Source organism: Pseudocitrobacter cyperus, from assembly GCF_039889165.1.
GTDB lineage: Bacteria > Pseudomonadota > Gammaproteobacteria > Enterobacterales > Enterobacteriaceae > Pseudocitrobacter > Pseudocitrobacter cyperus.
The window spans coordinates 205,207-231,463 of sequence record NZ_JAYMYY010000001.1 but is presented as its reverse complement, the minus strand read 5'-3'; the positions used below and the strand labels follow the sequence as shown (position 1 = coordinate 231,463).

At 55.7% G+C, this 26,257-nt stretch carries 17 protein-coding genes, 2 tRNA genes and 1 other RNA gene; 7 read left to right on the top strand and 13 right to left on the bottom strand.

Features of this window, described 5'->3' with window-relative positions; all coding sequences use genetic code 11:
• Positions 1-50: 50 nt before the first annotated feature.
• The 3 genes from galU to rssA form a co-directional block, all read right to left on the bottom strand.
• Positions 51-959, bottom strand: coding sequence for a UTP--glucose-1-phosphate uridylyltransferase GalU (gene galU / locus VSR74_RS01130; RefSeq protein WP_347792991.1), 909 nt, complete (start codon positions 957-959; stop codon positions 51-53).
• Positions 960-1,147: 188 nt separating this feature from the next.
• Positions 1,148-2,161: a two-component system response regulator RssB gene (gene rssB, locus VSR74_RS01125; protein ID WP_347792990.1), complete on the bottom strand. Its 1,014-nt coding sequence runs from the start codon at positions 2,159-2,161 to the stop codon at positions 1,148-1,150.
• 90 nt (positions 2,162-2,251) lie between these two features.
• The gene (gene rssA, locus VSR74_RS01120; protein ID WP_347792989.1) at positions 2,252-3,163 is read right to left on the bottom strand and encodes a patatin-like phospholipase RssA; all 912 of its coding nucleotides are present in this window, start codon (positions 3,161-3,163) and stop codon (positions 2,252-2,254) included.
• Positions 3,164-3,274: 111 nt separating this feature from the next.
• Between rssA and VSR74_RS01115 the strand changes: the two genes are divergently transcribed.
• The 5 genes from VSR74_RS01115 to VSR74_RS01095 all read left to right on the top strand — a co-directional run bounded on the left by VSR74_RS01115 (position 3,275) and on the right by VSR74_RS01095 (position 5,165).
• Complete coding sequence (locus VSR74_RS01115; protein ID WP_347792988.1) at positions 3,275-3,733, top strand: YchJ family protein; 459 nt, start codon at positions 3,275-3,277, stop codon at positions 3,731-3,733.
• 48 nt (positions 3,734-3,781) lie between these two features.
• The gene (gene purU, locus VSR74_RS01110) at positions 3,782-4,624 is read left to right on the top strand and encodes a formyltetrahydrofolate deformylase (RefSeq protein WP_347792987.1); all 843 of its coding nucleotides are present in this window, start codon (positions 3,782-3,784) and stop codon (positions 4,622-4,624) included.
• 159 nt (positions 4,625-4,783) lie between these two features.
• Positions 4,784-4,868, top strand: a tRNA-Tyr gene (locus VSR74_RS01105).
• Between the two features lie 35 nt (positions 4,869-4,903).
• A tRNA-Tyr gene (locus VSR74_RS01100) sits at positions 4,904-4,988 on the top strand.
• A gap of 46 nt (positions 4,989-5,034) precedes the next feature.
• Positions 5,035-5,165, top strand: a non-coding RNA gene (locus tag VSR74_RS01095) — RtT sRNA.
• 155 nt (positions 5,166-5,320) lie between these two features.
• Here the strand turns inward: VSR74_RS01095 and narI are convergent.
• The 5 genes from narI to VSR74_RS01070 form a co-directional block, all read right to left on the bottom strand.
• Positions 5,321-5,998 (bottom strand): respiratory nitrate reductase subunit gamma, encoded by a 678-nt coding sequence (narI, locus tag VSR74_RS01090; RefSeq protein WP_347792986.1) that lies wholly within the window; start codon positions 5,996-5,998, stop codon positions 5,321-5,323.
• Positions 5,998-6,708 carry a nitrate reductase molybdenum cofactor assembly chaperone gene (gene narJ / locus VSR74_RS01085; protein ID WP_347792985.1) on the bottom strand — a complete coding sequence of 237 codons (711 nt, stop codon included), beginning with the start codon at positions 6,706-6,708 and terminating at the stop codon, positions 5,998-6,000. The genes narI and narJ overlap by 1 nt, the downstream gene beginning before the upstream one ends.
• The gene (gene narH / locus VSR74_RS01080; protein ID WP_347792984.1) at positions 6,705-8,243 is read right to left on the bottom strand and encodes a nitrate reductase subunit beta; all 1,539 of its coding nucleotides are present in this window, start codon (positions 8,241-8,243) and stop codon (positions 6,705-6,707) included. Before narH ends, narJ begins: the two co-directional genes overlap by 4 nt.
• Positions 8,240-11,983 carry a nitrate reductase subunit alpha gene (locus VSR74_RS01075; protein ID WP_347792983.1) on the bottom strand — a complete coding sequence of 1,248 codons (3,744 nt, stop codon included), beginning with the start codon at positions 11,981-11,983 and terminating at the stop codon, positions 8,240-8,242. Before VSR74_RS01075 ends, narH begins: the two co-directional genes overlap by 4 nt.
• Before the next feature lie 341 nt (positions 11,984-12,324).
• Entirely contained in the window at positions 12,325-13,716 is a 1,392-nt protein-coding gene (locus tag VSR74_RS01070; RefSeq protein WP_347792982.1) for a NarK family nitrate/nitrite MFS transporter, read from the bottom strand.
• A 310-nt stretch (positions 13,717-14,026) separates the two neighbouring features.
• Between VSR74_RS01070 and narX the strand changes: the two genes are divergently transcribed.
• Both narX and narL read left to right on the top strand, forming a co-directional pair.
• Positions 14,027-15,823 (top strand): nitrate/nitrite two-component system sensor histidine kinase NarX, encoded by a 1,797-nt coding sequence (narX, locus tag VSR74_RS01065; protein WP_347792981.1) that lies wholly within the window; start codon positions 14,027-14,029, stop codon positions 15,821-15,823.
• Positions 15,816-16,466, top strand: a complete 651-nt coding sequence (narL, locus tag VSR74_RS01060) for a two-component system response regulator NarL (protein WP_347792980.1) — start codon at positions 15,816-15,818, stop codon at positions 16,464-16,466. The genes narX and narL overlap by 8 nt, the downstream gene beginning before the upstream one ends.
• On the opposite strand, the gene VSR74_RS01055 is transcribed toward narL, so the two are convergent.
• Genes VSR74_RS01055 through ntrB form a run of 5 tightly spaced genes read right to left on the bottom strand, consistent with a single transcriptional unit; the run spans position 16,463 to position 26,257 of the window.
• Complete coding sequence (locus VSR74_RS01055; RefSeq protein ID WP_347792979.1) at positions 16,463-17,863, bottom strand: YchO/YchP family invasin; 1,401 nt, start codon at positions 17,861-17,863, stop codon at positions 16,463-16,465. The two genes, narL and VSR74_RS01055, sit on opposite strands and share 4 nt — an antisense overlap.
• Before the next feature lie 37 nt (positions 17,864-17,900).
• The gene (locus tag VSR74_RS01050; protein ID WP_347792978.1) at positions 17,901-20,504 is read right to left on the bottom strand and encodes a nitrate reductase; all 2,604 of its coding nucleotides are present in this window, start codon (positions 20,502-20,504) and stop codon (positions 17,901-17,903) included.
• The gene (gene nirB / locus VSR74_RS01045) at positions 20,501-24,565 is read right to left on the bottom strand and encodes a nitrite reductase large subunit NirB (protein WP_347792977.1); all 4,065 of its coding nucleotides are present in this window, start codon (positions 24,563-24,565) and stop codon (positions 20,501-20,503) included. Before nirB ends, VSR74_RS01050 begins: the two co-directional genes overlap by 4 nt.
• Positions 24,566-24,576: 11 nt before the next feature.
• Positions 24,577-25,365 carry an ABC transporter ATP-binding protein gene (locus VSR74_RS01040; RefSeq protein WP_347794331.1) on the bottom strand — a complete coding sequence of 263 codons (789 nt, stop codon included), beginning with the start codon at positions 25,363-25,365 and terminating at the stop codon, positions 24,577-24,579.
• 10 nt (positions 25,366-25,375) lie between these two features.
• Complete coding sequence (ntrB, locus tag VSR74_RS01035; RefSeq protein ID WP_347792976.1) at positions 25,376-26,257, bottom strand: nitrate ABC transporter permease; 882 nt, start codon at positions 26,255-26,257, stop codon at positions 25,376-25,378.

The window sequence follows — 26,257 nt, the reverse complement described above, 5'->3', positions numbered from 1 at the left end:
CCGGGATATCGACAGTTATGTACGATAACCCGGCTTATCATGTGGAAAAGTTACTTCGCTATACCCAGCTCGTCTTTAAGCCACACTTTGAAATCTTCGCCCAGCGTCTTATGACGAATGCCATATTCAACAAACGCCTGCATATAACCCAGTTTATTACCGCAGTCGTGGCTCTTACCTTTCATGTGGTAGGCTTCAACGGTTTCTTTCTCGATCAGCATATCGATGGCATCGGTTAACTGAATTTCATCACCCGCTCCCGGAGGGGTTTTAGCCAGCAACGGCCAAATATCCGCGCTCAGCACGTAGCGGCCAACAATAGCCATATTAGACGGCGCTACGTTCGCTTTTGGTTTTTCAACGACCCCAACCATCGGTACGCTATCGCCAGGTGCCAGAGGCGCGCCTTTGCAATCAACAACACCGTAGGCCGTTACGTCGTCAACGGGCTCAACCATAATCTGGCTAGAGCCGGTTTCATCAAAACGCTTGATCATTTCTGCCAGGTTATCCTGGGAGAGATCGGATTCAAATTCATCAAGAATAACGTCTGGCAGAATAACCGCCACCGGCTCATCACCAACAACCGGGTGTGCGCACAGTACCGCGTGCCCCAGACCTTTAGCCAGCCCCTGACGCACCTGCATAATGGTGACATGTGGCGGACAAATAGATTGCACTTCTTCCAGAAGCTGACGCTTCACGCGTTTTTCCAGCATGGCTTCAAGCTCGAAGCTGGTATCAAAGTGGTTTTCGATCGAATTTTTGGAAGAGTGAGTGACCAGCACAATTTCAGTGATGCCTGCGGCGATACATTCATTCACCACGTACTGAATTAAAGGTTTATCGACCAGAGGCAGCATTTCCTTAGGAATTGCTTTCGTCGCGGGTAACATCCTGGTACCTAATCCTGCTACCGGGATGACGGCCTTCGTAACTTTCGAATTTAGGGCAGCCATTCAAATCTCCTGGACTGTTCAAACTTTGAACTTGCTCGTTAATTAATAACGCGTTGAGTATATCATCACAGCCAGTTGGGGCTGCTCCGAAAAGGACACGCGAACCTCGAATTAAGATTTATACGTAATGATACTACCACCACTCCCGATAAGCGGTTAAAGCTATCCCGCGTGAAAAATGCGTTTGCTCACTCTGCAGACAACATTAAACGCAGGCGTCCCCCGTTTCCCCAAATCTGACATTGCCAGGAGCTACAGCGCTGACTAATTTGGTTAAGATAGGCGTTGCCTAACGTACCTAAGGGCACACCATTACTTATTTGAATATGATGCTCGCCAGTATTTAATGTGCCATTAAGTCCAGCGGAAACCAGAATCAGGTTTTTTAATTCACTGTGGTAATAACCAACCAGCAGCGGGAACTGACCTGGAAGATTGGCCTGGCGTAAAAGTTGATTAACCTGCTTTAGCAGGCTTCGTAATTCCGGCAGACGCTGCCCCTGATGCGAGAGTTGTTCCTGTAACAAACCATTAAACAGTGAACGTAATAACAGCGCAGCTAATACGCCATTATCCCCTGCCCGCGTGACATCAAGGCAATAGAACGCGAGATCGTTTTCAGACAGCGGCGCAATATCCAGCACCAGCCCCGGTTTATCAGCCAGCACTAATTGGCGGTAGTTTATCCTGCAATGCGAGATAACCTGTTGTACCGGGGGTTGAAGTTCCTGCAGCAATTTTGCCGCCGCCGAGGGATTATTAACCAGCGCGTCCCAGTCTTCAAATAACCGTTCCTCTTCCTCTACCCGGGAATTAAACATGTTGGGATAGAGGCAGGCAAACACGGTTTCCCGTAAGCGGTTCAGGTCTTTGACGGGCTTTAACAGCACATCCTGTACGCCAAGCCGCAGCGCTCTGGCAATATCCGCCATATTCTCCGTTGCGGAGATCACCAGAATCGGTAAGGTTGCCCCGCCGTTACGGACATGTTCAACCAGAGTGAGGCCATTCATACGCGGCATCGCGAGGTCACAAATCATCAAATCAGGTTGTATGGTCGCCATGATTTCAAGCGCCGCGACGCCATCCTGCGCCAGTGAGGTCTCGGCGCCCAGCGACGAGAGCCACGAATCCAGAAGAGAGCGGAAAACGGGTTCGTCCTCGACAATCAAGATCTGTTTTCCCGCCAATGGCTGCGTCATGATATCTCCCCTGGCCGACGATAAGTAAATAGTGGCATGCTATTCCCGGAATCGCCTGTCAGATTTTGCTTAAGTAGTCTTAAAAGTGTCTCAAATTGAGGCACGAACTAAGGGTAAGAGCTCATCTGTCTTTTTTTCTACCGCAAGCTGACCCGCGGCAATTGCAGACGAGGCCCGATGAAAATCCAGTGTTGAGATTTGTGGGCAAAACGGTTGAATCAGGATATCCGGCGGATCGCCCGCCATCCGATTACGCTTGAGTCGATTTTCCAGCACCTGAATCGAGGTGGACATGATCTCCATCGCCGTTGGCGCAACAGATGAACGCCGTGCGGTGACACGGCCTAAACGAGCCCGCAGACGCTCACGCCAGGAGAGCGTATCAGGATTATCAGTGTCTTCAGGATCGGGCTGAATATTTACCGACATCAAATCCTGTTGCATAAGATGCGCATCGTGTTGCAAATCAACGGCAATGACAATATCTGCCCCCAGGGCGCGCGTCAGCGAAACCGGTATCGGGTTAACGACTGCGCCATCGACCAGCCAGTAGCCATTATGCAGCACCGGAGACATCAAACCGGGGATGCTACAGGAAGCGCGAACCGCCATATGGAGGTCTCCCTCCGTGAACCAAAGTTCTCGGCCGGTACTCAGATTTGTCGCCACCGCGGCAAAGCGGCGTTGGCAAAGCTCGATGGTGTCGTTAGGCATCACCTGTCGGTAGTGGTTGAACACACGTTCTCCGCGTAGCAAACCACCGCGACGCCAGGAGAGATCCATCAGGCGTAACACATCCCAGTAGCTAAAGGAGCAGACCCACTTTTCAAGTGCGGGAAGACGATTGCTGGCGAACGCGGCTCCCACCAGTGAACCGATGGAACAACCCGCGACGATGTCTATCTCAATTCCCATTTGCTGTAGTGCTTTAATGACACCAATGTGAGACCAGCCGCGCGCAGCGCCCGACCCCAAAGCCAAACCAATTTTAACTTTTCTCATTCGTACCGGTGGACATCCTCTCGGTTCATCGTAGCCACATTGCTACTGCTCGGTTAACATAGTGCTACCCGGCGTCAATCGCGCCATTCATTATTTTACAGGGAGACGATTTTGTCTGAACTTTGCCCCTGTGGCAGCGCAGTCGAGTATAGCGCATGTTGCCAACCTTATCTGTCTGGCGCACAGCTTGCGCCGACGCCATCACAACTTATGCGCTCACGATACAGCGCTTTTGTGATGAAAAACGCAGATTATTTGGTGAAAACCTGGCACCCATCCTGCCAGGCTGGCGCGTTTCGCCAGGATATTGAAAACGGCTTCGCCAATACTCAGTGGCTCGGTCTTACCGTTTTCGCTACTGAAGATGGAAAAAACGGTGATGAAGGTTTTGTCAGCTTCGTCGCTCGTTTTCACGACCATAACAAGAACGGCGCAATCATTGAGCGTTCAAGATTCTTAAAAGAAAACGGTCAGTGGTACTATATTGATGGCACGCGCCCAGTAATAGGTCGAAACGATCCCTGCCCTTGTGGCTCAGGGAAAAAATTTAAAAAATGCTGTGGGCAGTAAGCACCCCAATACAGCTTCGCAAACATCATCAACAGGATTCACCCGGCAATGCATTCATTACAACGAAAAGTTCTCCGCACCATCTGCCCCGATCAAAAAGGCCTGATCGCACGAATTACCAACATTTGTTACAAGCATGAGCTGAATATCGTGCAGAACAACGAGTTCGTCGACCACCGCACCGGGCGTTTTTTCATGCGTACCGAGCTGGAAGGCATTTTTAATGACGTTACACTGCTGGCGGATTTAGACAGCGCATTACCGGAAGGTTCTGTGCGCGAACTGAACCCGGCAGGCCGCCGTCGTATCGTTATTCTGGTCACCAAAGAGGCGCACTGCCTGGGTGATTTGCTAATGAAAGCCAATTACGGCGGTCTGGATGTGGACATTGCCGCAGTAATTGGCAACCATGAAACCCTGCGTACACTGGTTGAACGTTTTGATATTCCATTCCAGTTAGTAAGCCACGAAGGGCTGACCCGCGAAGAGCACGACCAGCAGATGGCTGATGCCATTGACGCCTGGGAGCCGGACTATGTCGTACTGGCAAAATATATGCGCGTCCTGACGCCTGGTTTTGTTGCCCGCTTCCCGAATAAAATTATCAATATCCACCACTCGTTCCTGCCCGCCTTTATTGGCGCACGGCCTTATCACCAGGCCTATGAGCGCGGCGTGAAGATCATTGGCGCGACGGCTCACTATGTAAATGATAATCTGGACGAAGGCCCGATCATTATGCAGGACGTGATCCACGTTAATCATACCTATACGGCTGAAGATATGATGCGCGCCGGGCGTGACGTCGAAAAGAACGTGTTAAGTCGGGCGCTGTATCAGGTTCTGGCTCAGCGTGTCTTTGTTTACGGTAACCGGACGATTATTCTTTAATCACCAGCAAAATGAACTGGTTGGCTTTAACGCGTTACGGCTGAAAAGTACGCAAACAGTTCATTTTATTCAAAGGAATGCTTTACAGGGGCGCGTCATTTGATATGATGCGCCCCGCTTCCCAACAAGGAAGCAGGCCAGTAAAAAGCATTACCCCGTGGTGGGGTTCCCGAGCGGCCAAAGGGAGCAGACTGTAAATCTGCCGTCATCGACTTCGAAGGTTCGAATCCTTCCCCCACCACCATTTCAAAGCATCATCTCAAAATTAGAATTACCCCTGGTGGGGTTCCCGAGCGGCCAAAGGGAGCAGACTGTAAATCTGCCGTCATCGACTTCGAAGGTTCGAATCCTTCCCCCACCACCATCACTTCCTGATAAAGCCTAATTTAAACTTATCGATATCGTTTCATATTCTGCCCATGCGGGGAAGGATGAGAAGCTTCGACCAAGGTTCGATTCGAGCGTAGCGAGAAAGCATTGCCGAAGGCAATGACCCGAAGGGCAAAGCGCGTAGCGCTGCGTTTACCGGCCCTACGTCGTCTCCCCCCTCAGGAGAAGACCTGTGCCCATTCCTGAAATATGCACGTACAGTCCCCTCGCCCCTTCGGGGAGAGGGTTAGGGTGAGGGGCAAACGCCGCACTATCCCCATAAAAAAACCCCGCCGAAGCGGGGTTTATCGTCAACGCTCGCGTATCTTAGCGACGCGCACGCACCACCTGGTACTTACGGGTCAGATACTCAACCGGCACGCTCCAGATATGCACCAGACGCGAGAACGGGAACAGCAGGAACAACGTCATCCCCAGCACCAGATGCACGCGGTAGATTAACGCCACGCCATCCAGATGCGCGGATGCGCCGCCGTGGAAGGTCACTACCGATTGCGCCCACCCCACCAGTTTCATCATCTCGCTACCGTCCATATGCTGCGCAGAGAACGGAATGGTCAACAGACCCAGCGCACACTGCACCACCAGTAGAGTCAGAATCAGAATATCCGCTCCGGTAGAGGTTGCACGCACGCGCGGGCTGAACAGACGGCGTTTCAGCAACAGCACACCGCCAATCAGGCACAATACGCCGCTGGCGCCGCCAGCAAACATCGCCATTTTCTGTTTCACTTCAATCGGCAGCCACGCTTCATACATCCAGTGCGGCGTCAGCATCCCCAGGAAGTGACCGGCGAAGATCCCCAGGATGCCGAGGTGGAACAGGTTCGACGCCATGTTCATCCCTTTGCGATCCAGCATCTGGCTGGACGCCGCACGCCACGTGTACTGACCATAGTCGTAACGCAGCCAGCTACCAATCAGAAATACCGATCCCGCAATGTACGGATAGATATCGAAGAGAAACATATTCAGGAAGTGCATTATCGCTCTCCTCCGTTAGAGATATTCAGATATTGCGGTGCGACAGCCCCCGCAAAGCGGCGTTGGTGGGCAGCGATTTCCGACTCACCGCAGCCCTGGTCGGCAAAGAATTTCACTTGCTCCTCTTCCCAGACCGCATCCAGCGCCTGCGGCGTATCGTCGCGCGCTTCGTCAGCGATTTTTTCTGCAACTTTGTCACCGTCCACTTCGCTGTGCGCCATTTTCAGCAACGTATCAAACAGCACCGCATAACGGCTTTCACGCTGGGTCAGACGCGCGCTTAACAGCGCCAGAATCGGCGCAATATCCTGCAATCCGCCAATGGCTTCGCTTTCCGGCAACTGGGCAAGATACTCCAGATAGAGCGGCAGATGGTCTGGCAGCTCACGGCTATCAAGCTGCAAACCGTGCTGCTCGTACTGATTCATCAGGTCAACCATCGCCTGACCACGATCGCGAGATTCGCCATGCACGTGTTCGAACAGCAGCAGCGACGTTGCGCGGCCACGATCAAACAGCTCGCAGTAGCTTGCCTGCACATCCAGCAGATCCTGCGCAGTTAAGTCACGCAGGAAGAGGCCCAGTTTCCGGGCATCCTCTTTGTCGATTTTTTCTGAAGACGCGAGAGCCTCGAAAACGTCGTCCTGATGCTGCCACAGGGCAGCATCCGGGTATTCGAGCAGACGCGAGATGATGAGTAGCTCAATCATGCGTGCGGCTCCGTTTTGCTGCTGACATCAATGGCATCGATGCGGCGGCTGTTGAACAGGTTGAATTTGCTGTCTGAACCGTGGCAACCGTCGCCGAAGCTGAAACCACAACCGCTTTTCTCCGGGAAGGCCTCACGCGCCTGCTCACGGTGGCTGCTCGGCACCACGAAACGATCTTCGTAGTTGGCGATAGCCAGATAGCGATACATCTCCTGCGCCTGTGCTTCAGTCAGCCCCACTTCTTCCAGCGCACGGGTATCCACCACGCCATCGACGCTTTCCGCACGTTTGAAGTGGCGCATCGCCAGCATCCGTTTCAGCGCCAGCAATACCGGCTGGGTATCGCCCGCGGTCAGCAGGTTCGCCAGATACTGAACCGGGATACGCAGGCTTTCCACGTCAGGCAGAATACCGTTGCTGCCCAGTTCGCCCGCATCCGCCGCCGACTGAATCGGTGACAGTGGCGGCACGTACCAAACCATCGGCAGGGTGCGATATTCCGGGTGCAGCGGCAGCGCCAGCTTCCAGTCAACGGCCATTTTGTACACCGGAGACTGCTGAGCCGCGTCGATGACGCTCTGCGGAATACCATCTTTCAGTGCCTGCTCAATCACTTTCGGATCGTTCGGATCGAGGAACACGTCCAGTTGACGCTGGTAGAGATCTTTCTCGTTCTCGGTGCTGGCAGCATGTTCAATCGCATCTGCGTCATACAGCAGCACGCCCAGATAACGGATACGCCCAACGCAGGTTTCGGAGCACACGGTCGGCTGACCGGCTTCGATACGCGGGTAGCAGAAGATGCACTTCTCAGACTTACCGCTCTTCCAGTTGAAGTAGATTTTTTTGTACGGGCAGCCGGTGATACACATACGCCAGCCGCGGCACTTATCCTGGTCGATCAGCACGATGCCGTCTTCTTCACGCTTGTAGATAGCCCCGCTCGGGCACGTTGCGGCACACGCCGGGTTAAGACAGTGCTCGCACAGACGCGGCAGGTACATCATGAAGGTGTTTTCGAACTGGCCGTACATCGCCTTCTGCATGTTCTCGAAGTTTTTGTCTTTCGACAGCTTCTCAAACTCACCGCCCAGGTCATCTTCCCAGTTCGGGCCTTTCTCAATTTTGGCCATGCGTTGGCCAGTAATCAGCGAGCGTGGGCGAGCAATCGGCTGCACTTTGCTGCCTTCCGGCGCGGTATGCAGATTCTGGTAGTCAAAATCAAACGGTTCGTAGTAATCGTCGATCCCCGGCAGATGCGGGTTAGCGAAGATTTTACCCAGCAACAGCGCACGGTTACCCATGCGCGGCTGAATTTTGCCGTTGATTTTGCGGATCCAGCCGCCCTTATATTTTTCCTGGTTTTCCCAGTCGGTCGGGAAACCCTGACCCGGCTTGGTTTCCACGTTGTTAAACCACGCGTACTCCACGCCTTCACGGCTGGTCCAGACGTTTTTACAGGTGACTGAACAGGTGTGGCAACCGATGCACTTATCCAGATTCAGCACCATGCCGACTTGTGAACGAATTTTCATTTTACGCTCTCCTGTACCTGGTCATTGCCTTCGCCATCCAACCAGTCAATGTTCTTCATCTTACGTACTACAACAAACTCATCGCGGTTTGAGCCGACGGTGCCGTAGTAGTTAAAGCCGTAGGCCAGTTGCGCATAGCCGCCGATCATATGCGTCGGTTTCGGCGTGATACGCGTCACCGAGTTATGAATACCGCCGCGCTGGCTGGTGATTTCTGAACCCGGCAGGTTCACGATACGCTCCTGCGCGTGGTACATCATGGTCATCCCTTCCGGCACACGCTGGCTGACAACCGCACGAGCGGTGAGCGCACCGTTGCTGTTGAAGACTTCGATCCAGTCGTTATCCGCAATGCCTAACGCTTTCGCATCCACTTCGCTCATCCAGACGACCGGGCCGCCGCGACCTAAGGTCAGCATCAGCAGGTTGTCGCTGTAGGTGGAGTGGATCCCCCACTTCTGGTGCGGCGTCAGGAAGTTGAGCGCTTTTTCCGGATTGCCGTTGGATTTCTGCCCCATCACTTCTTTCACCGAGCGGGTATCGATCGGTGGGCGGTAAACCAGCAGGCTTTCACCGAAATCACGCATCCACTGGTGATCCTGATACAACTGTTGACGACCGGACAGGGTGCGCCATGGGATCAGTTCGTGAACGTTGGTGTAACCGGCGTTATAAGAGACATGCTCATCTTCAAGGCCGGACCAGGTCGGGCTGGAGATGATTTTGCGCGGCTGCGCCTGAATATCGCGGAAGCGAATTTTCTCGTCTTCTTTATTCAGCGCCAGATGCGTATGGTCACGACCGGTAAACTCACTCAGTGCCGCCCAGGCTTTTACCGCCACCTGACCGTTGGTTTCCGGCGCAAGAGTGAGGATCATCTCTGCTGCATCAATCGCGGTGTTCAGCATCGGCTGGCCTTTCGCCGGGCCTTCTGCCTTGGTGTAATTGAGCTTACGCAGCAAGTCCATCTCGCTCTGGGTGTTCCAGGCGATACCTTTGCCACCGTTACCGATTTTCTCCATCAGCGGGCCGATAGAGGTAAAGCGCTCGTAAGTTGCCGGGTAGTCGCGTTCAACGGTCAGAATGTGCGGCGCGGTTTTGCCGGGGATCAGGTCACACTCGCCTTTTTTCCAGTCTTTCACATCCAGCGGCTGCGCCAGTTCGGCGGCGGAGTCGTGCTGGATTGGCAACGTCACCACATCGGTTTCTTTGCCTAAATGGCCCACGCACACTTCGGAGAATTTCTTCGCGATACCTTTGTAGATTTCCCAGTCGCTTTTTGATTCCCAGGCCGGGTCAACAGCGGCGGAAAGCGGATGAATAAACGGATGCATATCCGAGGTATTCATGTCGTCTTTTTCGTACCAGGTTGCGGTTGGCAGCACGATGTCAGAGTAGAGACAGGTGCTCGACAGACGGAAGTCCAGCGTTACCACCAGATCCAGCTTGCCGTCGAGGCCGTTGTCCTGCCATTCCACTTCTTCCGGTTTCACGCCGCCCTGCTTGCCCAGGTCTTTGCCCTGAATACCGTGCTCAGTACCCAGCAGGTACTTCAGCATGAACTCATGACCTTTACCGGAGGAACCCAGCAGGTTAGAACGCCAGATGAACAGGTTACGCGGGTGGTTTTTACCGTTTTCCGGCTGTTCCGCCGCAAAGCGAATGGAACCCTCTTTCAGAGATTTAACGGTGTAATCCACCGGCGTCATCCCGGCTTTTTCCGCTTCCTGTGCAATGTGCAGCGGGTTAGTACCTAACTGCGGCGCAGACGGCAGCCAGCCCATGCGTTCAGCGCGCACGTTGAAGTCAATCATGTGACCGGTATAGCGGGATTTATCCGCCAGCGGTGACAGCAACTCTTCCGCCGTGACGGTCTCGTAACGCCACTGGCTGGAGTGGTTATAGAAGTAGGAGGTGCTGTTCATGTGACGTGCCGGACGCTGCCAGTCAAGGGCAAACGCCAGCGGCTGCCAGCCGGTCTGCGGACGCAGTTTTTCCTGGCCGACGTAGTGCGCCCAGCCACCACCGCTCTGACCCACGCAACCGCAGAAGATCAGCATGTTGATCAGGCCGCGGTAGTTCATGTCCAGGTGATACCAGTGGTTCAGACCGGCACCGACGATAATCATTGAACGACCGTGAGTTTTATCGGCGTTGTCCGCAAATTCGCGTGCGATACGGGTAATTTGCGCACGGGAAACGCCCGTCACCTTCTCGGCCCAGGCCGGGGTGTAGGCTTTCATATCGTCGTAACTGGTGGCGCAGTTTTCATCGTTCAGACCGCGTTCCAGGCCGTAGTTCGCCAGCGTCAGGTCATAAACGGTGGTCACCAGCGCGCTGCTGCCATCGGCCAGTTGAATACGTTTCACCGGCAGTTTGTGCAGCAGGATGTTTTCCAGCTCAACGCTCTGGAAATGCTCAGTGCCGTCGCCGCCAAAGTACGGGAAACCGACCTGTGCGATGTCATCGTGGCTGCCCAGCAGGCTAAGACGCAGTTGTACGTCTTCACCGGTTTTGCCGTCACGCTGTTCGAGGTTCCACTTACCTTTATCGCCCCAACGGAAACCGATAGAGCCATTCGGTGCGGTCATCTCGCCCTGCTCGTCATAAGCGACGGTTTTCCACTCCGGGTTTTTCTCCTGGCCCAGCGCATCGACCAGATCGGCGGCGCGCAGCATGCGGCCTGCAGCATAGTAACCGTCGCGCTCTTCCAGCATTACCAGCATTGGCATGTCGGTGTAGCGACGCACGTAGTCGGTGAAGTACTGGCTCGGCTTGTCGAGGTGGAACTCACGCAGCATCACGTGGCCCATTGCCAGTGCCATCGCGGCGTCGGTACCCTGCTTCGGCGCCAGCCACAGGTCGCACAGTTTGGCGATTTCAGCGTAGTCCGGGGTGATAGCGACAGTTTTGGTACCCTTGTAGCGAACTTCCGTGAAGAAGTGCGCATCCGGGGTACGCGTCTGCGGCACGTTAGAGCCCCAGGCGATGATGTAGTTAGAGTTGTACCAGTCGGCGGATTCCGGCACGTCGGTCTGCTCGCCCCAGGTCTGCGGCGACGCCGGCGGCAGGTCACAATACCAGTCGTAGAAGCTCAGGCAGGTACCACCAATCAGTGACAGATAACGCGCGCCGGAGGCGTAGGAGACCATCGACATCGCCGGGATCGGCGAGAAGCCTGCCACACGGTCAGGGCCGTAGGTTTTGACGGTGTAGACGTTAGACGCTGCGATCAGTTCATTCACTTCCTGCCAGGAGGAGCGAACAAAACCACCGCGACCGCGAGCCTGTTTGAAGCTTTTGGCTTTATCAGCATCTTCAATGATTGACGCCCAGGCGGCTACCGGATCGCTATGCTGCACTTTTGCTTCACGCCACATTTTCATCAGGCGTTTACGCATCAGCGGGTATTTCAGGCGGTTGGCGCTGTAGAGGTACCAGGAGTAGCTGGCGCCGCGAGGGCAGCCGCGAGGCTCATGGTTTGGCATATCCGGGCGGGTGCGCGGGTAATCGGTTTGCTGGGTTTCCCAGGTCACGAGGCCATTTTTTACATAGATTTTCCAGCTACATGAACCGGTGCAGTTTACCCCGTGGGTAGAACGTACCACTTTGTCATGCTGCCAGCGGCTTCTGTATCCATCTTCCCAATCCCGGTTGGTATTCAGAATCTGTCCGTGCCCATCGGCAAAAGTTTCACCCTTCTGTTTGAAGTAGCGAAACCGGTCCAGGAATTTACTCATCGGGTCTCTCCTGTTTGGAGCCTGTCGGCTCTCTGATAAATCGACATTGCTGAATTTGCAGGGAAATTAACGCGCTGAAAGAGGTAGTGAATTGATGGGGATCAAGATGAATTGGCTTAATAAGCACATGGAATTTTACATATACCACCTTGGTGGTATTATTTCTTTATTTATAAGACAATGATTTAAAAGGATTTATTTCAATCCTTCACCATTTAACATCCCGTAAAGAGATGTTAATGGTATTAAGGGGTAGACGCTTTGTATTCACTCTCATACTGCCTTTTATCAGGTCAAAAAAAAGGCGCGATTTCTCGCGCCTGATAATCAAAAAGTCAGACTTATTTTTTTATTTTACGTCCGTATACCGCCCATGTGATCACCACACAAGCAATATAGAACACGAGGAAAACTTTCATTGCCCCGGCCGGAGAACCGGTTAATTCCAGAGACGTACCGAAAGCTTTTGGAATAAAGAAGCCGCCGATAGCGCCAATCGCGGAAATAAAGCCCAGCGCTGCCGCTGTATCCGTTGCCGCTTCACGCATTGCTTTCTCTTCAGAGCCGCCTTCCGCTTTCACGCGATCCATCGTCAGCTTACGGAAGATAACGGAGATCATCTGGAAGGTGGAACCGCTACCCAGCCCGGCCGTCAGGAACAGCACGAGGAATACCGCGAAGAACGCGGTGAAGTTACCGCCCACGCCATCAGCCGGCAGGGTCATAAACAGCAGCGCACTGAACAGAGCCATTACGATAAAGTTAATCAGCGTAACGCGCGTACCGCCCAGACGGTCGGAAATCGCCCCGCCCGCAGAACGTGCCAGCGCGCCGATGAACGGGCCAAAGAAGGCATACTGCAGGATCTGCACGTCAGGGAACTGGGTTTTCGACAGCATCGCAAAACCAGCAGAGAAGCCGATAAACGAGCCGAAGGTTGCCAGATACAGCAGGCTCATAATCCACAGATGACCGCGTTTCAGAACCGGTAACTGCTCGCGCAGAGACGCTTTCGACGCCGCCAGTTCGTTCATGCCAAACCAGGCTGCAAGGGTAAAGATGGCCAGGAACGGCACCCAAATCCACGCCGCATTCGCCAGATAAAGTTGCGTGCCATCGGGCTGTTCAACGCCCTGGCTACCGAACGCCGCAAAGATGGAGAGGGAAATGGCCAGCGGTGCGACTAACTGCATCACGCTCACGCCCATATTGCCCAGGCCGCCGTTAATACCCAGCGCCCCGCCCTGTTTCTCTTTCGGGAAGAAGAAGCTGATGTTCGCCATGCTGGAGGCGAAGTTCGCACCCGCAAAACCACACAGCAGAGAAATGATAATGAAGGTACTAAACGGTGTGGACGTATCCTGCACCGCAAAACCTAACCACACGCAAGGCACGATCAGGATACCGGTACTGAACGCCGTCCAGCGGCGGCCGCCCACCAGCGGCACCATAAAGGAGTAAGGCACGCGTAGCAGTGCGCCCGACACCGATGGCAGCGCCGTCAGCATAAACAATTGATCGGTAGTAAACTGGAAGCCGACTTTCGGTAGATTCACCGCCACGGCACTAAACAACATCCACACACAGAACGCCAACAGCAAACACGGCACGGAGATCCACAAATTTCGGCTGGCGACGCGGTGACCGCGCGATTGCCAAAATTCGGGATCTTCCGGTCGCCATTCGGTAATAACAGCGCCGCTTGCCCGTTCCGGGGTAGTTGAGTGACTCATAGACACCTCTGGTTATTAATATCAACCCTTGCCACATTAGGGTTTACACCGTTAGGTAAGTTGATATAAATCAAAGGAAAAGTGGTCATCAGATTGGATGAAAAATCATCATCACTCTTTATGAGTAGATGACTTTATGTAAAAAGACCTGATATTTCACAGGGCTGACCGGTATATACTCCCCCCCTGCAAACATCTCTACTATCATGGCAATTAATGGGTAGTACTTTAGGGGTATGGGTATACTCCAGGCGATAGCCGAAAATAACGCCACTACCGGGGAGTTGCCCCGTTCGGGATCCTGCAGTCTATGTTTAAACGTCTCTTTACACCACTGACGCTGGTTAATCAACTGGCCCTTATCGTCCTGCTCTCCACCGCGATTGGCATGGCGGGGATGATCACGTCTGGCCGCCTGGTTGACGGTGTTCAGGGAAGCGCACACGCCATCAACAAAGCCGGTTCGCTGCGCATGCAGAGCTATCGTCTGCTTGCGGCGATCCCCATTAAAAAGAGCGATAACGCGCTGTTTGATGAAATGCGCACCACCGTATTCAGCCCGGAACTGGTCGAGGCCGCTCGCCGCGATGGTCAACAGGCGCAACTGCTCGCATTGCAGCAATACTGGCAATCCAGTCTGGCGCCAGGTATTCGCCAGGCAAATAGTCAGGAAGTCGTGGCAGGCGAAGTGGCGAACTTTGTCGGTCGCATCGACCAACTGGTTACCGCTTTTGATCACACCACGGAAAAACGTATTCGCCATGTCGTGTGGGTTCACCGGGCCATGGCGGCATTTATGGCTCTGCTGCTGCTGTTCACGGTTATCTGGCTACGCGCCCGGCTGCTGCATCCGTGGCAACAATTGCTGAGCATGGCGCGCGCAGTAAGCCACCGCGATTTTACCCAACGGGCGCAAATTAGCGGACGCAACGAAATGGCGACGCTCGGGATGGCGCTGAACAATATGTCGGAGGAGTTGGCTGAAAGCTATGCGTCCCTTGAACGCCGGGTACAGGAGAAGACCGCGGGGCTGGAGCAGAAAAACGCCATTCTCGCTTTCCTCTGGCAGGCTAACCGCCGTCTGCACGCCAATGCCCCGCTCTGCGAGCGCATCTCCCCGGTGCTTAACGGCCTGCAGGGGCTTACCCCGCTGCGCGAAATTGAAGTGCGGGTTTACGATGTTGAAGATGAAGAAAATCATCAGGAATTTAGCTGTCATTCCGGAATGGCCTGCGATGATAAAGGCTGTTATCTCTGCCCACGCGACGATCTGCTAACCCCAGACGGCGGTTCAACGCTGAAATGGCGTCTGACCGATAAGCATAATCAATATGGCATCTTACTGGCGACACTGCCCCATGGTCGTCAGATTAGCCACGACCAACAACAACTGGTTGATACCCTGCTTGAACAGTTAACTTCTACGCTTGCGCTCGACAGGCATCAGGAGCGCCAGCAACAACTGATCGTCATGGAAGAGCGCGCCACCATCGCCCGCGAACTGCATGATTCTATCGCTCAATCGCTCTCGTGTATGAAAATGCAGGTCAGTTGCCTGCAAATGCAGGGTGAAGAACTGTCAGCACAGAGCCGTGACCTGCTGGCGCAGATTCGCAACGAGCTGAATACCTCGTGGGCGCAACTGCGTGAACTGCTGACCACCTTCCGCCTGCAACTTACCGAACCCGGCCTGCGCCCGGCGCTGGAGGCCAGTTGCCAGGAGTACAGCGCGCATTTTGGTTTCCCGGTACAGCTTGATTACCAACTGCCGCCGCGCTATGTGCCCTCTCATCAGGCCATCCATGTTCTGCAAATCGCCCGCGAAGCATTGAGCAACTCTCTCAAGCATTCGCAGGCCAGCGAAGTGAAAGTTACAGTGTCACAACACGATAACCAGGTCAAACTGGTTGTTGCGGATAATGGCTGCGGCGTGCCGGTTCATGCCGAACGCAGCAATCATTACGGTCTTATTATTATGCGTGACCGCGCGCAAAGCCTGCGTGGAGACTGCCAGGTAAGACGCCGCGACAGCGGCGGCACCGAAGTCGTGGTGACGTTTATCCCTGAAAAACCCCTCTCAACTCAACAAGGAGATATCCATGAGTAATCAGGAACGGGCAACTATCCTGTTAATTGACGATCATCCGATGCTCCGTACTGGCGTAAAACAGCTCATCAGTATGGCGCCGGATATTCAGGTTGTCGGCGAAGCCAGCAATGGTGAACAAGGCATTGAACTGGCTGAAGCGCTCGATCCCGATCTGATCCTGCTTGATCTCAATATGCCGGGCATGAACGGCCTGGAGACCCTGGACAAACTGCGTGAAAAAACGCTGTCCGGGCGCGTCGTCGTCTTTAGCGTGTCGAACCATGAAGAAGATGTGGTGACAGCGCTGAAACGCGGTGCGGACGGTTATCTGTTGAAAGATATGGAGCCGGAAGATTTGCTGAAAGCGCTGCAACAGGCCGCAGCAGGCGAAATGGTATTGAGTGAAGCATTAACACCAGTGCTGGCCGCCAGTCTTCGCGCCAACCGTGCCACCTCAGACCGTGATATCAACCAGCTAACGCCACGTGAGCGCGACATTCTGAAGTTAATCGCGCAGGGTCTGCCGAACAAAATGATCGCCCGCCGTCTCGACATCACCGAGAGCACGGTAAAAGTCCACGTCAAACATATGCTGAAAAAAATGAAGCTGAAGTCACGCGTAGAAGCGGCGGTGTGGGTACACCAGGAACGTATTTTTTAAGGATGGTCTTGCCAGCCATTCCCCTGCTCAGGGAAGCTGACAAGCGGCTCGGTCAGTGACAAGGTGATCTCATTCGATGAAACACGCTGACCGTGTTTATCCTCTACCACCACCGTCAGGTGCCAGCGGTTGCTGGCTCCCTCGTTGTAATCCCAGGCGGGGATAATAATACTCCAGCCATCAGCACTCTCACGCGAAGCAGGCGGCGTCAGGCTTAACGCCTGAGTATCGCCCTGCCAGCTTAGCGATTTAATACCGTATCGACTGCGGATTTGCAGCTTAAGCTGCACCGTTTCGCCACCGCTGAGATCCCAGGGCGGCGTCGCCAGATAAACCGTTAAATCTTTACGCTGACGCGACTCCATCACCGGCAACGCATTACGCTCCGGGCTGTCATAGCGGCTACCGCGCAGTGAGCGCGTCATCGCCACCTCATCAGCCTGAAGCTGTTTTTTAAGCGGCACGCCAAAACGATAATTAAGCTTCATGCCCAGGTTATTCTGGCTGACGCCACTTTCCCCCTGTTTGTGCTGTGCGCTAAAGGTGACTAAAGGGACGGGCGTATAGTTGAGCCCGAGCGACACGGCTACAGGGTTGTGATAACCCGTACCACTGTGGAAGAGGTCAACATTATCACCGAAATACTGCTCCAGACTTAAACTGGTATTGATGTGATGATAGGAGGGGATCCACGCCTGTGCGGTAACGTCGTAGCCGCGCGCCATCCTCTGCTGGAGCGTCGCTTCGGTTTCAGTCCAGGAGCGTAATGGCTGATAATAGTTGGCTGAAAAACGCAGGTACTCGCCCCAGGCTTCAGCGCCAACCCCGCCGCGGTCGATATTTTCATCCAGCAGCGTGTCGTAAAAGGTGTTGTAGCCCAGCAGCCAGTTTCCGGCCACCCAGCGCTGGCCTAAGCCCACATTGCCAATCAGCCCTTCATCCTGCTGCGCCAGGCCAAGCTGGCTCCAGGTAAGGTAGTCCCACTGATCCTGCAACGGCACAAACCAGCTCCCGTGACTGCCGGTAAAGCCGCCATCGTCATCGACCTGTAGCGCCACGCTGGTGTTGCCCCATGGCGATAGCCAGTTTTCCAGCGTCTGGTTAACTTCCCCGCTCACCTGATCGCGAATTTTTGACAACGCGAACATCCGCGCCTGCTCACCGGTATCGAGGCCGTTATCAACCATACTGGCTTCACCAAAGGCTTTTGCCATCTCGGCGAGGTGTTTTTCACCCTCGTTGCTCTCCTTCGCCATGCCAAGATCGGGCAGGTTATCCTGATTATTATCGAAGGGGTTTTCCGCCTGCAGGATAAAAGATGAACGCGCAGCGCCACTGGCACTCGCCAGCAGCAGCAATAACCAGAATGGAGAACGAAAGCGTGAGACTAAAAGCATTTTTTTAGTTTATCGCTTTTGCTAAACCATTTCAGCTTTAAGGTAAATTTCGGGAAAAATCTGGTGCCGGGCTCAGCATCCCCTTCAGTTCCGGCACACACGATCCGCAGTTGGTGCCGCATTTCAGCTTTAGCCCTAACGCTTCAACAGAGCGGCATCCCCCGGCAATCGCTTCCTGAATCCTCATCTCGCCGACCCCAAAGCAACTGCAAACAATCCGTCCCTGCGCAGGCCGCCCGTTCTCATGCCCGCTCAGTAATGCATGGCGCTCAGCAGCAGTCTGTGGGCCATCGCTGAAGGCAGCGCGGATCAGCGCCAAATCGACTGCCGGTAGCGTCGGGCCGCTCCACATCCCCAGCATCAGGCGCCCTTCCTCCCATGCCAGTAAATGCCAGAGCGCCCCCGCCTGCGCAATTTGCGCCTGCCAGCCGCGCTGCTGACAAAGCGCCAGCAGGTCATCATTGATGCGTTTATCCCCACAAACCGTCAGATGATGCAGCCGGTCAGTGGCCTTACGCCACCACTGAACGTGGCGCGGTAATATCACGGCCTCGCGCGAGATAATTTCTCCTTGCCAGGCGGGCTGCCATGGCGCAATACGTACCGCCACCTGCTTACTTTCCGGCTGACCCGAGTCGGGGTCGGTTTGTGCCGCCACCAGCGCATTCACCTTCCCCAGGCGAGCAAAACAGGCATTCCAGTGCATCGGTACAAACAGTGAGCCTTGCCGCTGTCCGGCGTGAATCACCACTTTGGCGACCATCATGCCATTCAGCGATGTAATTCTGGCAAGCCCGCCTTCACGAAGCTGAAAATGCGCTGCGTCACCGGGCGACACCTCCACTATCGGCTGATCGATATGCTGCATCAGACGCGCTACGGTTCCGGTTCGCGTCATGGTGTGCCACTGGTCGCGAATGCGCCCACTATTAAGCAACAGAGGATAGAGCGGCCCGGTGCGCGCCCGGGTGGATTGCGGCCTGACGGGAACCATCCGCAACTGGCCATCAGCGCGCCAGCCACGAGTCAATTCCCACTCTTTATCCGTTGAACACACCGGCCAGCGGACTGGCATTAGATTGTCCCACGCCTGCCGGCTAAGATTTGCCAGCCCGCTGATATCAAAGGCGCGCTGTCCCTGATTTTCAAACCCCGAGAGCGCCGCGTGTTCGCAAAATACCTCATGAGGATGTTGCCAGCGAAACGCGTCACCATAACCCAGCGCCTTTGCCACCTGGGCGATAATCCACCAGTCGCCTTTGGCTTCACCTGGCGCGGGTAAAAATGCGCGCTGACGTGAAATCCGTCGCTCTGAATTGGTGACAGTGCCGTTTTTCTCCCCCCAGCTCAGCGCCGGGAAACGGATATGCGCGAAGCGTGATGTTTCCGTATCCTCTGCCACCTCTGAGACAATCACCAGCGGGCAAGCCGCCAGCGCCTGACTCACCGCATGGCTATCGGGGAGAGACACGGCCGGATTCGTGCCCATAATCCACACCGCTTTCACCTCTCCACGCCCGATGGCAGCGAAAAGATCGACCGCCATCAGCCCCGGCGTTTGCGCCAGACGCTCCGTTCCCCAGAACCGGGCCACCCGCGCGAGGTCGTCCGGCTCAAAATTCATATGCGCCGCCAGCATGGTCGCCAGCCCGCCCACTTCTCTGCCACCCATCGCATTTGGCTGTCCGGTCAACGAAAAGGGGCCGCATCCGGGACGCGCGAATTTTCCGCTCGCCAGATGGACATTGATGATTGCATTACATTTGTCGCTGCCGCTGGCGGATTGGTTAATCCCCATGGTGTAAAGCGTTATAGCGCGCGGAGCAGCAATAAACGCCGCGTAAAACTCAGCGACCTCTTGTTCCGTCAGGCCGCAGAATGCGGCGACGCGCGCAATATTCCAGGGTTGTGCGGCCGCTAGCGCGGCTGCCCCATCGGTAAACGTTGCGACATCTCTCTGTTGCGCTATCGCCCGCAGCAGGCCGACAAAAAGCCCGGCGTCACTCCCCGGCGCAATCGCCAGATGCTGGTCTGCGATATCACAGGTCGCCGTGCGTCTGGGGTCGATAACCACGACCCGCATTTTTGCATTGGCCTGCTTCGCCTTCACCAGCCGCTGATAAAGCACCGGATGCGCCCACGCGGCATTCGATCCCACCAGAATCACCAGATCGCTGTTTTCAACATCCTCATAGCTGCATGGCACCACATCACCGCCCAGGGCGCGCTTGTAGCCCGTCACCGCAGAGGACATGCAGAGGCGGGAGTTGGTGTCGATATTTGCCGCGCCGATGAATCCCTTCATCAGTTTATTGGCTGCGTAATAGTCCTCCGTCAGCAACTGCCCGGAGGCATAAAATGCCACCGCCTGTGGGCCGTATTCGTCGATAATGGCGCGCAATCGCGCTCCCGTTTCGGCGGTAGCCACTTCCCAGCTAACACGTGCCCCCGCCACTTCCGGGTACAAAAGCCGCCCCGTCAGCCCGGTGGTTTCACCCAGCGCGGCGCCCTTAACGCACAAGCGACCAAAATTTGCCGGGTGCGCGTCATCACCGCGCACGCTGACCTTGCCCTCGTCTTCCCGGGCTATCACCCCGCAGCCAACGCCGCAGTATGGGCAGGTTGTACGGGTTTCACTCATGAGGCCTCCGCACGCAGCAGTAGCGCCTGATTGCTCACCCACACCGTGCCATCTTCCACTTTCACCGGCCACGCGCGCACCACCGCTTCGCCGTTGTCACACTGTCTGCCGTCGCGCAGGCGGATCCGGCGTTTATAGAGCGGTGAAATCACAATCGGCTCGCCAGCCGCATCGCCTAATAAGCCCCGCGACAGCACGTTAGCCTGGCTGCCCGGTTCCAGATTATCCAGGGCATAAACCTTGTCGCCGAAGCGGAACAGCGCGATCTGCATTTCGCCCAGTCGGGCGCCGATCCCCGCCTGCGCCGGAATCGACGACAGCGGACAAATAGCCTGCCACGGTTTAGTCCCGGCGTTAAGTAACGGGAGCGCCGGGTCAGCAATGGGTTGCAACTGCCCCCGGACATCATGCCGCTGTACCGCTTCATCCGGCATATCGCTGTTCACATAAGAGCGGAACAACGCCAGCCGTTGCGGGTCGTTCAGGGTGGTGTGCCATTCACACTGATAGCTCCCGATTACCCGCGCCATCTCCTGCTCAAGCTCTTCGCCAATACCCAGGCTATCTTCGAGGATCACCGCCCGCAGGTAGTCGATCCCCCCTTCCAGGTTATCCATCCAGGTACTGGTGCGTTGCAGACGATCGGCGGTGCGAATGTAAAACATCAGGAAGCGGTCGACAGTGCGCAACAGCGTGGCGTCGTCAAGATCGCTTGCGAAGAGATCCGCATGGCGCGGTTTCATACCGCCGTTGCCGCACAGATAGAGGTTCCAGCCCTTTTCGGTTGCGATGACGCCGACATCTTTGCCCTGCGCTTCGGCACATTCACGGGTACAGCCCGATACCGCCATTTTAATTTTATGCGGTGCGCGCAAACCTTTGTAACGGTGCTCCAGCGTGACGGCAAGACCAGTGGAGTCCTGCACGCCGTAGCGACACCAGGTCGAACCCACACAGGACTTCACCGTGCGCAGCGATTTTCCGTAGGCATGACCCGTTTCAAACCCGGCGTCAATCAGTTCACGCCAGATATCCGGAAGCTGTTCCAGTCGTGCGCCGAAAAGATCGATTCGCTGACCACCGGTAATTTTGCTGTAGAGCTGGTAGCGTTTAGCAATCTGGCCTATCGCAATTAAACCATCTGGCGTGACTTCTCCCGCCGCCATCCTCGGCACGATGGAATAGGTTCCATCTTTCTGGATGTTGGCGAAGTAGCGATCGTTAGTGTCCTGTAACGGCAGATGCGCCGGTTTCAGCAGATATTCGTTCCAGCAGGAAGCCAGAATCGAGCCCACCAGCGGTTTGCAGATTTCGCAGCCGTCGCCGTGACCATAGCGAGCAATCAGTTGCTCGAAAGTATGAATGTGATTGACGCGCACCAGGTGGTAGATTTCCTGCCGCGAATACGGGAAATGCTCACAAATATCTTTTTTGATCTCAACGCCCTGTTGCTGAAGCTGAAATTCCATTACCTGCTTCACCAGCGTGCTGCATCCGCCACAGCCGGTTGCCGCTTTGGTGCAACTTTTTAGCGCGCCAAACTCCGTGGCTCCGGCGAGCACTGCCTCACAAATGGCGCCTTTGCTGACATTATGGCAAGAGCAGATCTGCGCGCTGTCGGGCAGCGCTGCGACACCCAGCGCTTTTGGCGCACTCCCCTCAAGCGCGGGTAAAATCAGCGATTCCGGCCGCGCCGGGAGCGCGATGGCGTTAAGCATCATTTGCAAAAGCGTAGGGTAGTCGCTGGCATCGCCAACCAGCACCCCACCCAGCAGCGTTTTCCCGTCAGCGCTGACGACGATTTTCTTATACACCTGTGCCGGGCCATCAACCCACTGATAGCTCTGGCAACCTGGCGTGCGCCCGTGCGCATCGCCAAATGACGCCACATCCACACCCAGCAGTTTTAGTTTGGTGCTCATATCTGCACCGGTAAACGGTACCTCTTCTCCGGCAAGGGCCGCCGCTACGGTACGCGCCATTTGATACCCCGGCGCCACCAGGCCGAAAATCTGGTTCTGCCACAGCGCGCACTCGCCAATAGCGAAAACATCGGCGTCCGATGTACGGCAGTGCTCATCAATGACAATACCGCCACGTTCACCCACGCTGAGTTGCCCGCTTCGCGCCAGTGCGTCCTGTGGGCGGATCCCCGCAGAGAAGACCACCATATCGCAGGTAAGCGCTTCACCGTCGGCAAAACGCAAAACCAGCCCGCCCGGAGTTTGCTCGATTGCCGTTGTGACTTTACGGGTATGCACTCCTACGCCCAGTTCAGTAATCTTCTCGCGCAGCATCGCCGCACCGCCATCATCAAGCTGCACCGCCATCAGATTAGGAGCAAACTCCACCACATGCGTCTCGAGCCCTAACTGGCGCAGGGCATTGGCGGCCTCCAGACCGAGCAGGCCGCCGCCAATCACCACGCCGCGCGTGGCGGTTTTTGCCCGTCCGGCGATAGCGTCCAGATCATCCAGCGTGCGATAGACAAAGCAATCGGGCAGATCGTTGCCAGCAATCGGTGGCACAAACGGATATGAACCGGTTGCCAGCACCAGTTTATCCCAGTGCAGTTCGTGACCCTGCGCATCGCGAATCAGGTGGGTCTCCGTATCGATAGCCGTCACTGCCTGGCAAAGCCGCAGTTCAATACCATGAGTGGCAAAGAAATCCTCGCTCACCAACGACAGCGAGGCTGCATCCCGGCCGGCAAAATACTCCGAGAGATGCACGCGATCGTAGGCCGCATAACGCTCCTCGCCAAAGACCACAATCTGATAGCGCTGATGCACATTCTGCTGCACACATTGTTCAAGAAAATGGTGGCCGACCATGCCGTGCCCTACCACCGCAAGCGTTGGTTTTGTCATTTTTTGCATTCCTGCAGCCGACGGCTGCGCTGTAAATTGGTCGAAGATCCAGCCCGTCTGGGCGGGCTGAGGCGTTTTAAGCAGATTGGTGAACGCCGCGGCGCTGGTGCAATCGCCCATCAGCAGCACGCCGTTGAGAGTGCCGTCACGCAGCAGAAAACGGCGATAATGCCCCGTCTGCGGATCAAAGCTTGACCAGCACTCATCCCCGTCTTTTGCCTGTACCTGCCCGGCGCTGAAGAGATCGATACCCGTCACCTTCAGGCGCGTGCCGTTATCCTGCCAGTGAAAATCCTCGCCAGGCGTTCCCGCCAGACGGGCGGCTAATATCTCAGCCTGCTGTAAACAGGGCGCCACCAGCCCCCACGTCTGTCCGCCGATTTCGCAGCACTCACCGATAGCGCTGATGCCGGGTATTGCCGTCGCCATCTGGCGATCAACCACGATTCCCCGCTGACAGGCAACACCGCTGCGCTGCGCCAGGGCAATATTGGGGCGCACGCCTGTCGCTATCACTACGCGTACTGCCGGGATCTGACGTCCATCGTTGAGCACCACCGCCTGTTCTGTAATGGTGCTGATGCCCGCGCTGAGTAGGCAATGAATGCCGCGAGCTTCGAGGTTTTCGCTGAGCAGGCCGCTTGCCTGGCTATCGAGTTGTTGTTCCATCAACAGCGCACTGCGATGAACTAACGTGACGTTGTCACCTCTGTATTTGAGCGCCGCGGCAGCTTCCACCCCCAGCACACCGCCGCCAATGACCACGGTATCCCCCGGCTGTGCCAGCATCGCTTCCACATCCGCCAGAGTTCGAAAAGCGTGAACATGCGGCAGCGTAATACCCGGTACTGGCGGCATAAATGGCAGCGAACCGCAGGTGAATACCAGTTCATCCCACGCCAACTCCCCATGGCTTGTCAGAAGACGCCGGGCATCGGTCGCTACATGCAGCGCCGTGACGCCCTGCAACACCGTAATGTTGTGCTCCGCGTACCATGCAGCAGTCTGCAACAGTGTCTGTGCGAAGGTTTTTTCGCCGCTGAGTACCGGTGAAAGCTGGATACGGTTATAGGCCTGGCAGGGTTCATCGCCCAAAATGGTGATAGCGAACTTCCCCGGAGCTCCCGTCACCAGGCGCTCTGCCAGCCGATTTGCCGCCATCCCGTTACCAATCATCACCAGCTTGCGCATCGCTCTCTCCTTTACGCCGCTTTCGGCTGTTTTTCGTAGAGGAAATGAAGAATTTGCTGGCGCAGATGGTGATAACGGCTGTCGTCAGCCAGTTGTACCCGGTTACGCGGGCGTGGCAGGTTGATGTCGAGGATCTCGCCCACCGTGGCCGCCGGGCCATTAGTCATCATCAGCACCCGGTCAGAAAGCAGTACCGCTTCATCCACATCGTGAGTTATCAGCACAATAGTGGTATTCAGCGCCTGCTGGATCTGCATCACCGAATCCTGAAGATGAGCGCGGGTCAACGCGTCCAGGGCCCCGAAAGGTTCATCCATCAGCAGCACTTTCGGCTTCATCGCCAGCGCACGGGCGATGCCGACGCGTTGTTTCATACCACCAGAAATTTCCGCTGGCCGCTTATGAAGCGCGTGGCCCATCTGCACCCGTTCAAGATTGTGCACAATCCAGTCGTGGCGCTCGGCTTTACTCATGCTTTGGTGAAAGACATGGTTTACCGCCAGCGCGACGTTATCAAAACAGGTCAGCCACGGCAGCAGAGAGTGGTTCTGGAACACCACGGCACGTTCCGGCCCCGGGCCTGCAATTTCGCGGTTGTCGCAAATCAGGCCGCCATCTGTCGGCAGCGCGATCCCGGCGATGAGATTCAGCAGCGTCGACTTGCCGCAACCGGAGTGGCCAATCAGGCTGACCGTTTCACCTTCATGGATATCGAACGAGACATTTTGCAGCGCCAGGAACTCGCCACTGGCGGTGTTAAAACGTTGGCTTACCGCCTGAACCTGAATTAAGGGTTTCATCATGCGCTCCTTATTTATCCTGCCAGCTAAAGCGGCGGGCGATCAGCATCAGCCCCTGCTCCAGCACCAGCCCCACCACACCGATAATGACGATGGCGATGAGAATGTTTTCGACGTTGAGGTTGTTCCACTCATTCCAGATCCAGAAACCTATCCCCAGGCCGCCGGTCAGCATTTCGGCGGCAACAATCACCAGCCACGCGATACCAACAGAGAGCCGCACACCAGTCAGTACTGCAGGCAACACCGCCGGGAAGAGAATTTTGCGCATCACCGTCCACTCGGAGAGCTGAAGTACGCGCGCGACGTTGAGGTAATCCTGCGGAATGCGCCGCACCCCTTCGGCGGTGTTGATCACCATCGGCCAGATGGAACAGATAAAAATTGTCCAGCTTGATGCCGGCTCTGCTTTCTGAAACAGCAGCAGACCGATGGGCAGCCAGGCCAGGGGGCTCACCGGGCGCAACAGCGCAATCAGCGGCGAGAACATACGTGAGAAGAAGGTAAAGCGGCCAATCAGGAAACCCAGCGGGATCCCCACCAGCGCCGCAAGGCCAAAACCCACCGCCACGCGCTGCAGGGAGGCCAACACGTTCCAGCCCACGCCTACGTCGTTCGGGCCGTTGTTATAGAACGGATCGGCAAACAGGGTCAGCGCCGAATCCAGGGTACTTAGCGGCGTCGGGAACCCCTTGCTGTTGATGGCTGCCAGTTGCCAGGCCAGTACCAGTAATCCCAGGCCCAGCACCGCCGGGACGGTTCGCTCGGCGAGCTCCCGCATTACCCGCCCTAACGCTGGCGCACGGCGTCGAACCTGCACCGGCGGCAGGGTAATCACTTCTCCCGATGTAGCCGGGACTTCTGCTGGCTGTACGTTTTGTCTCTGTTTCAT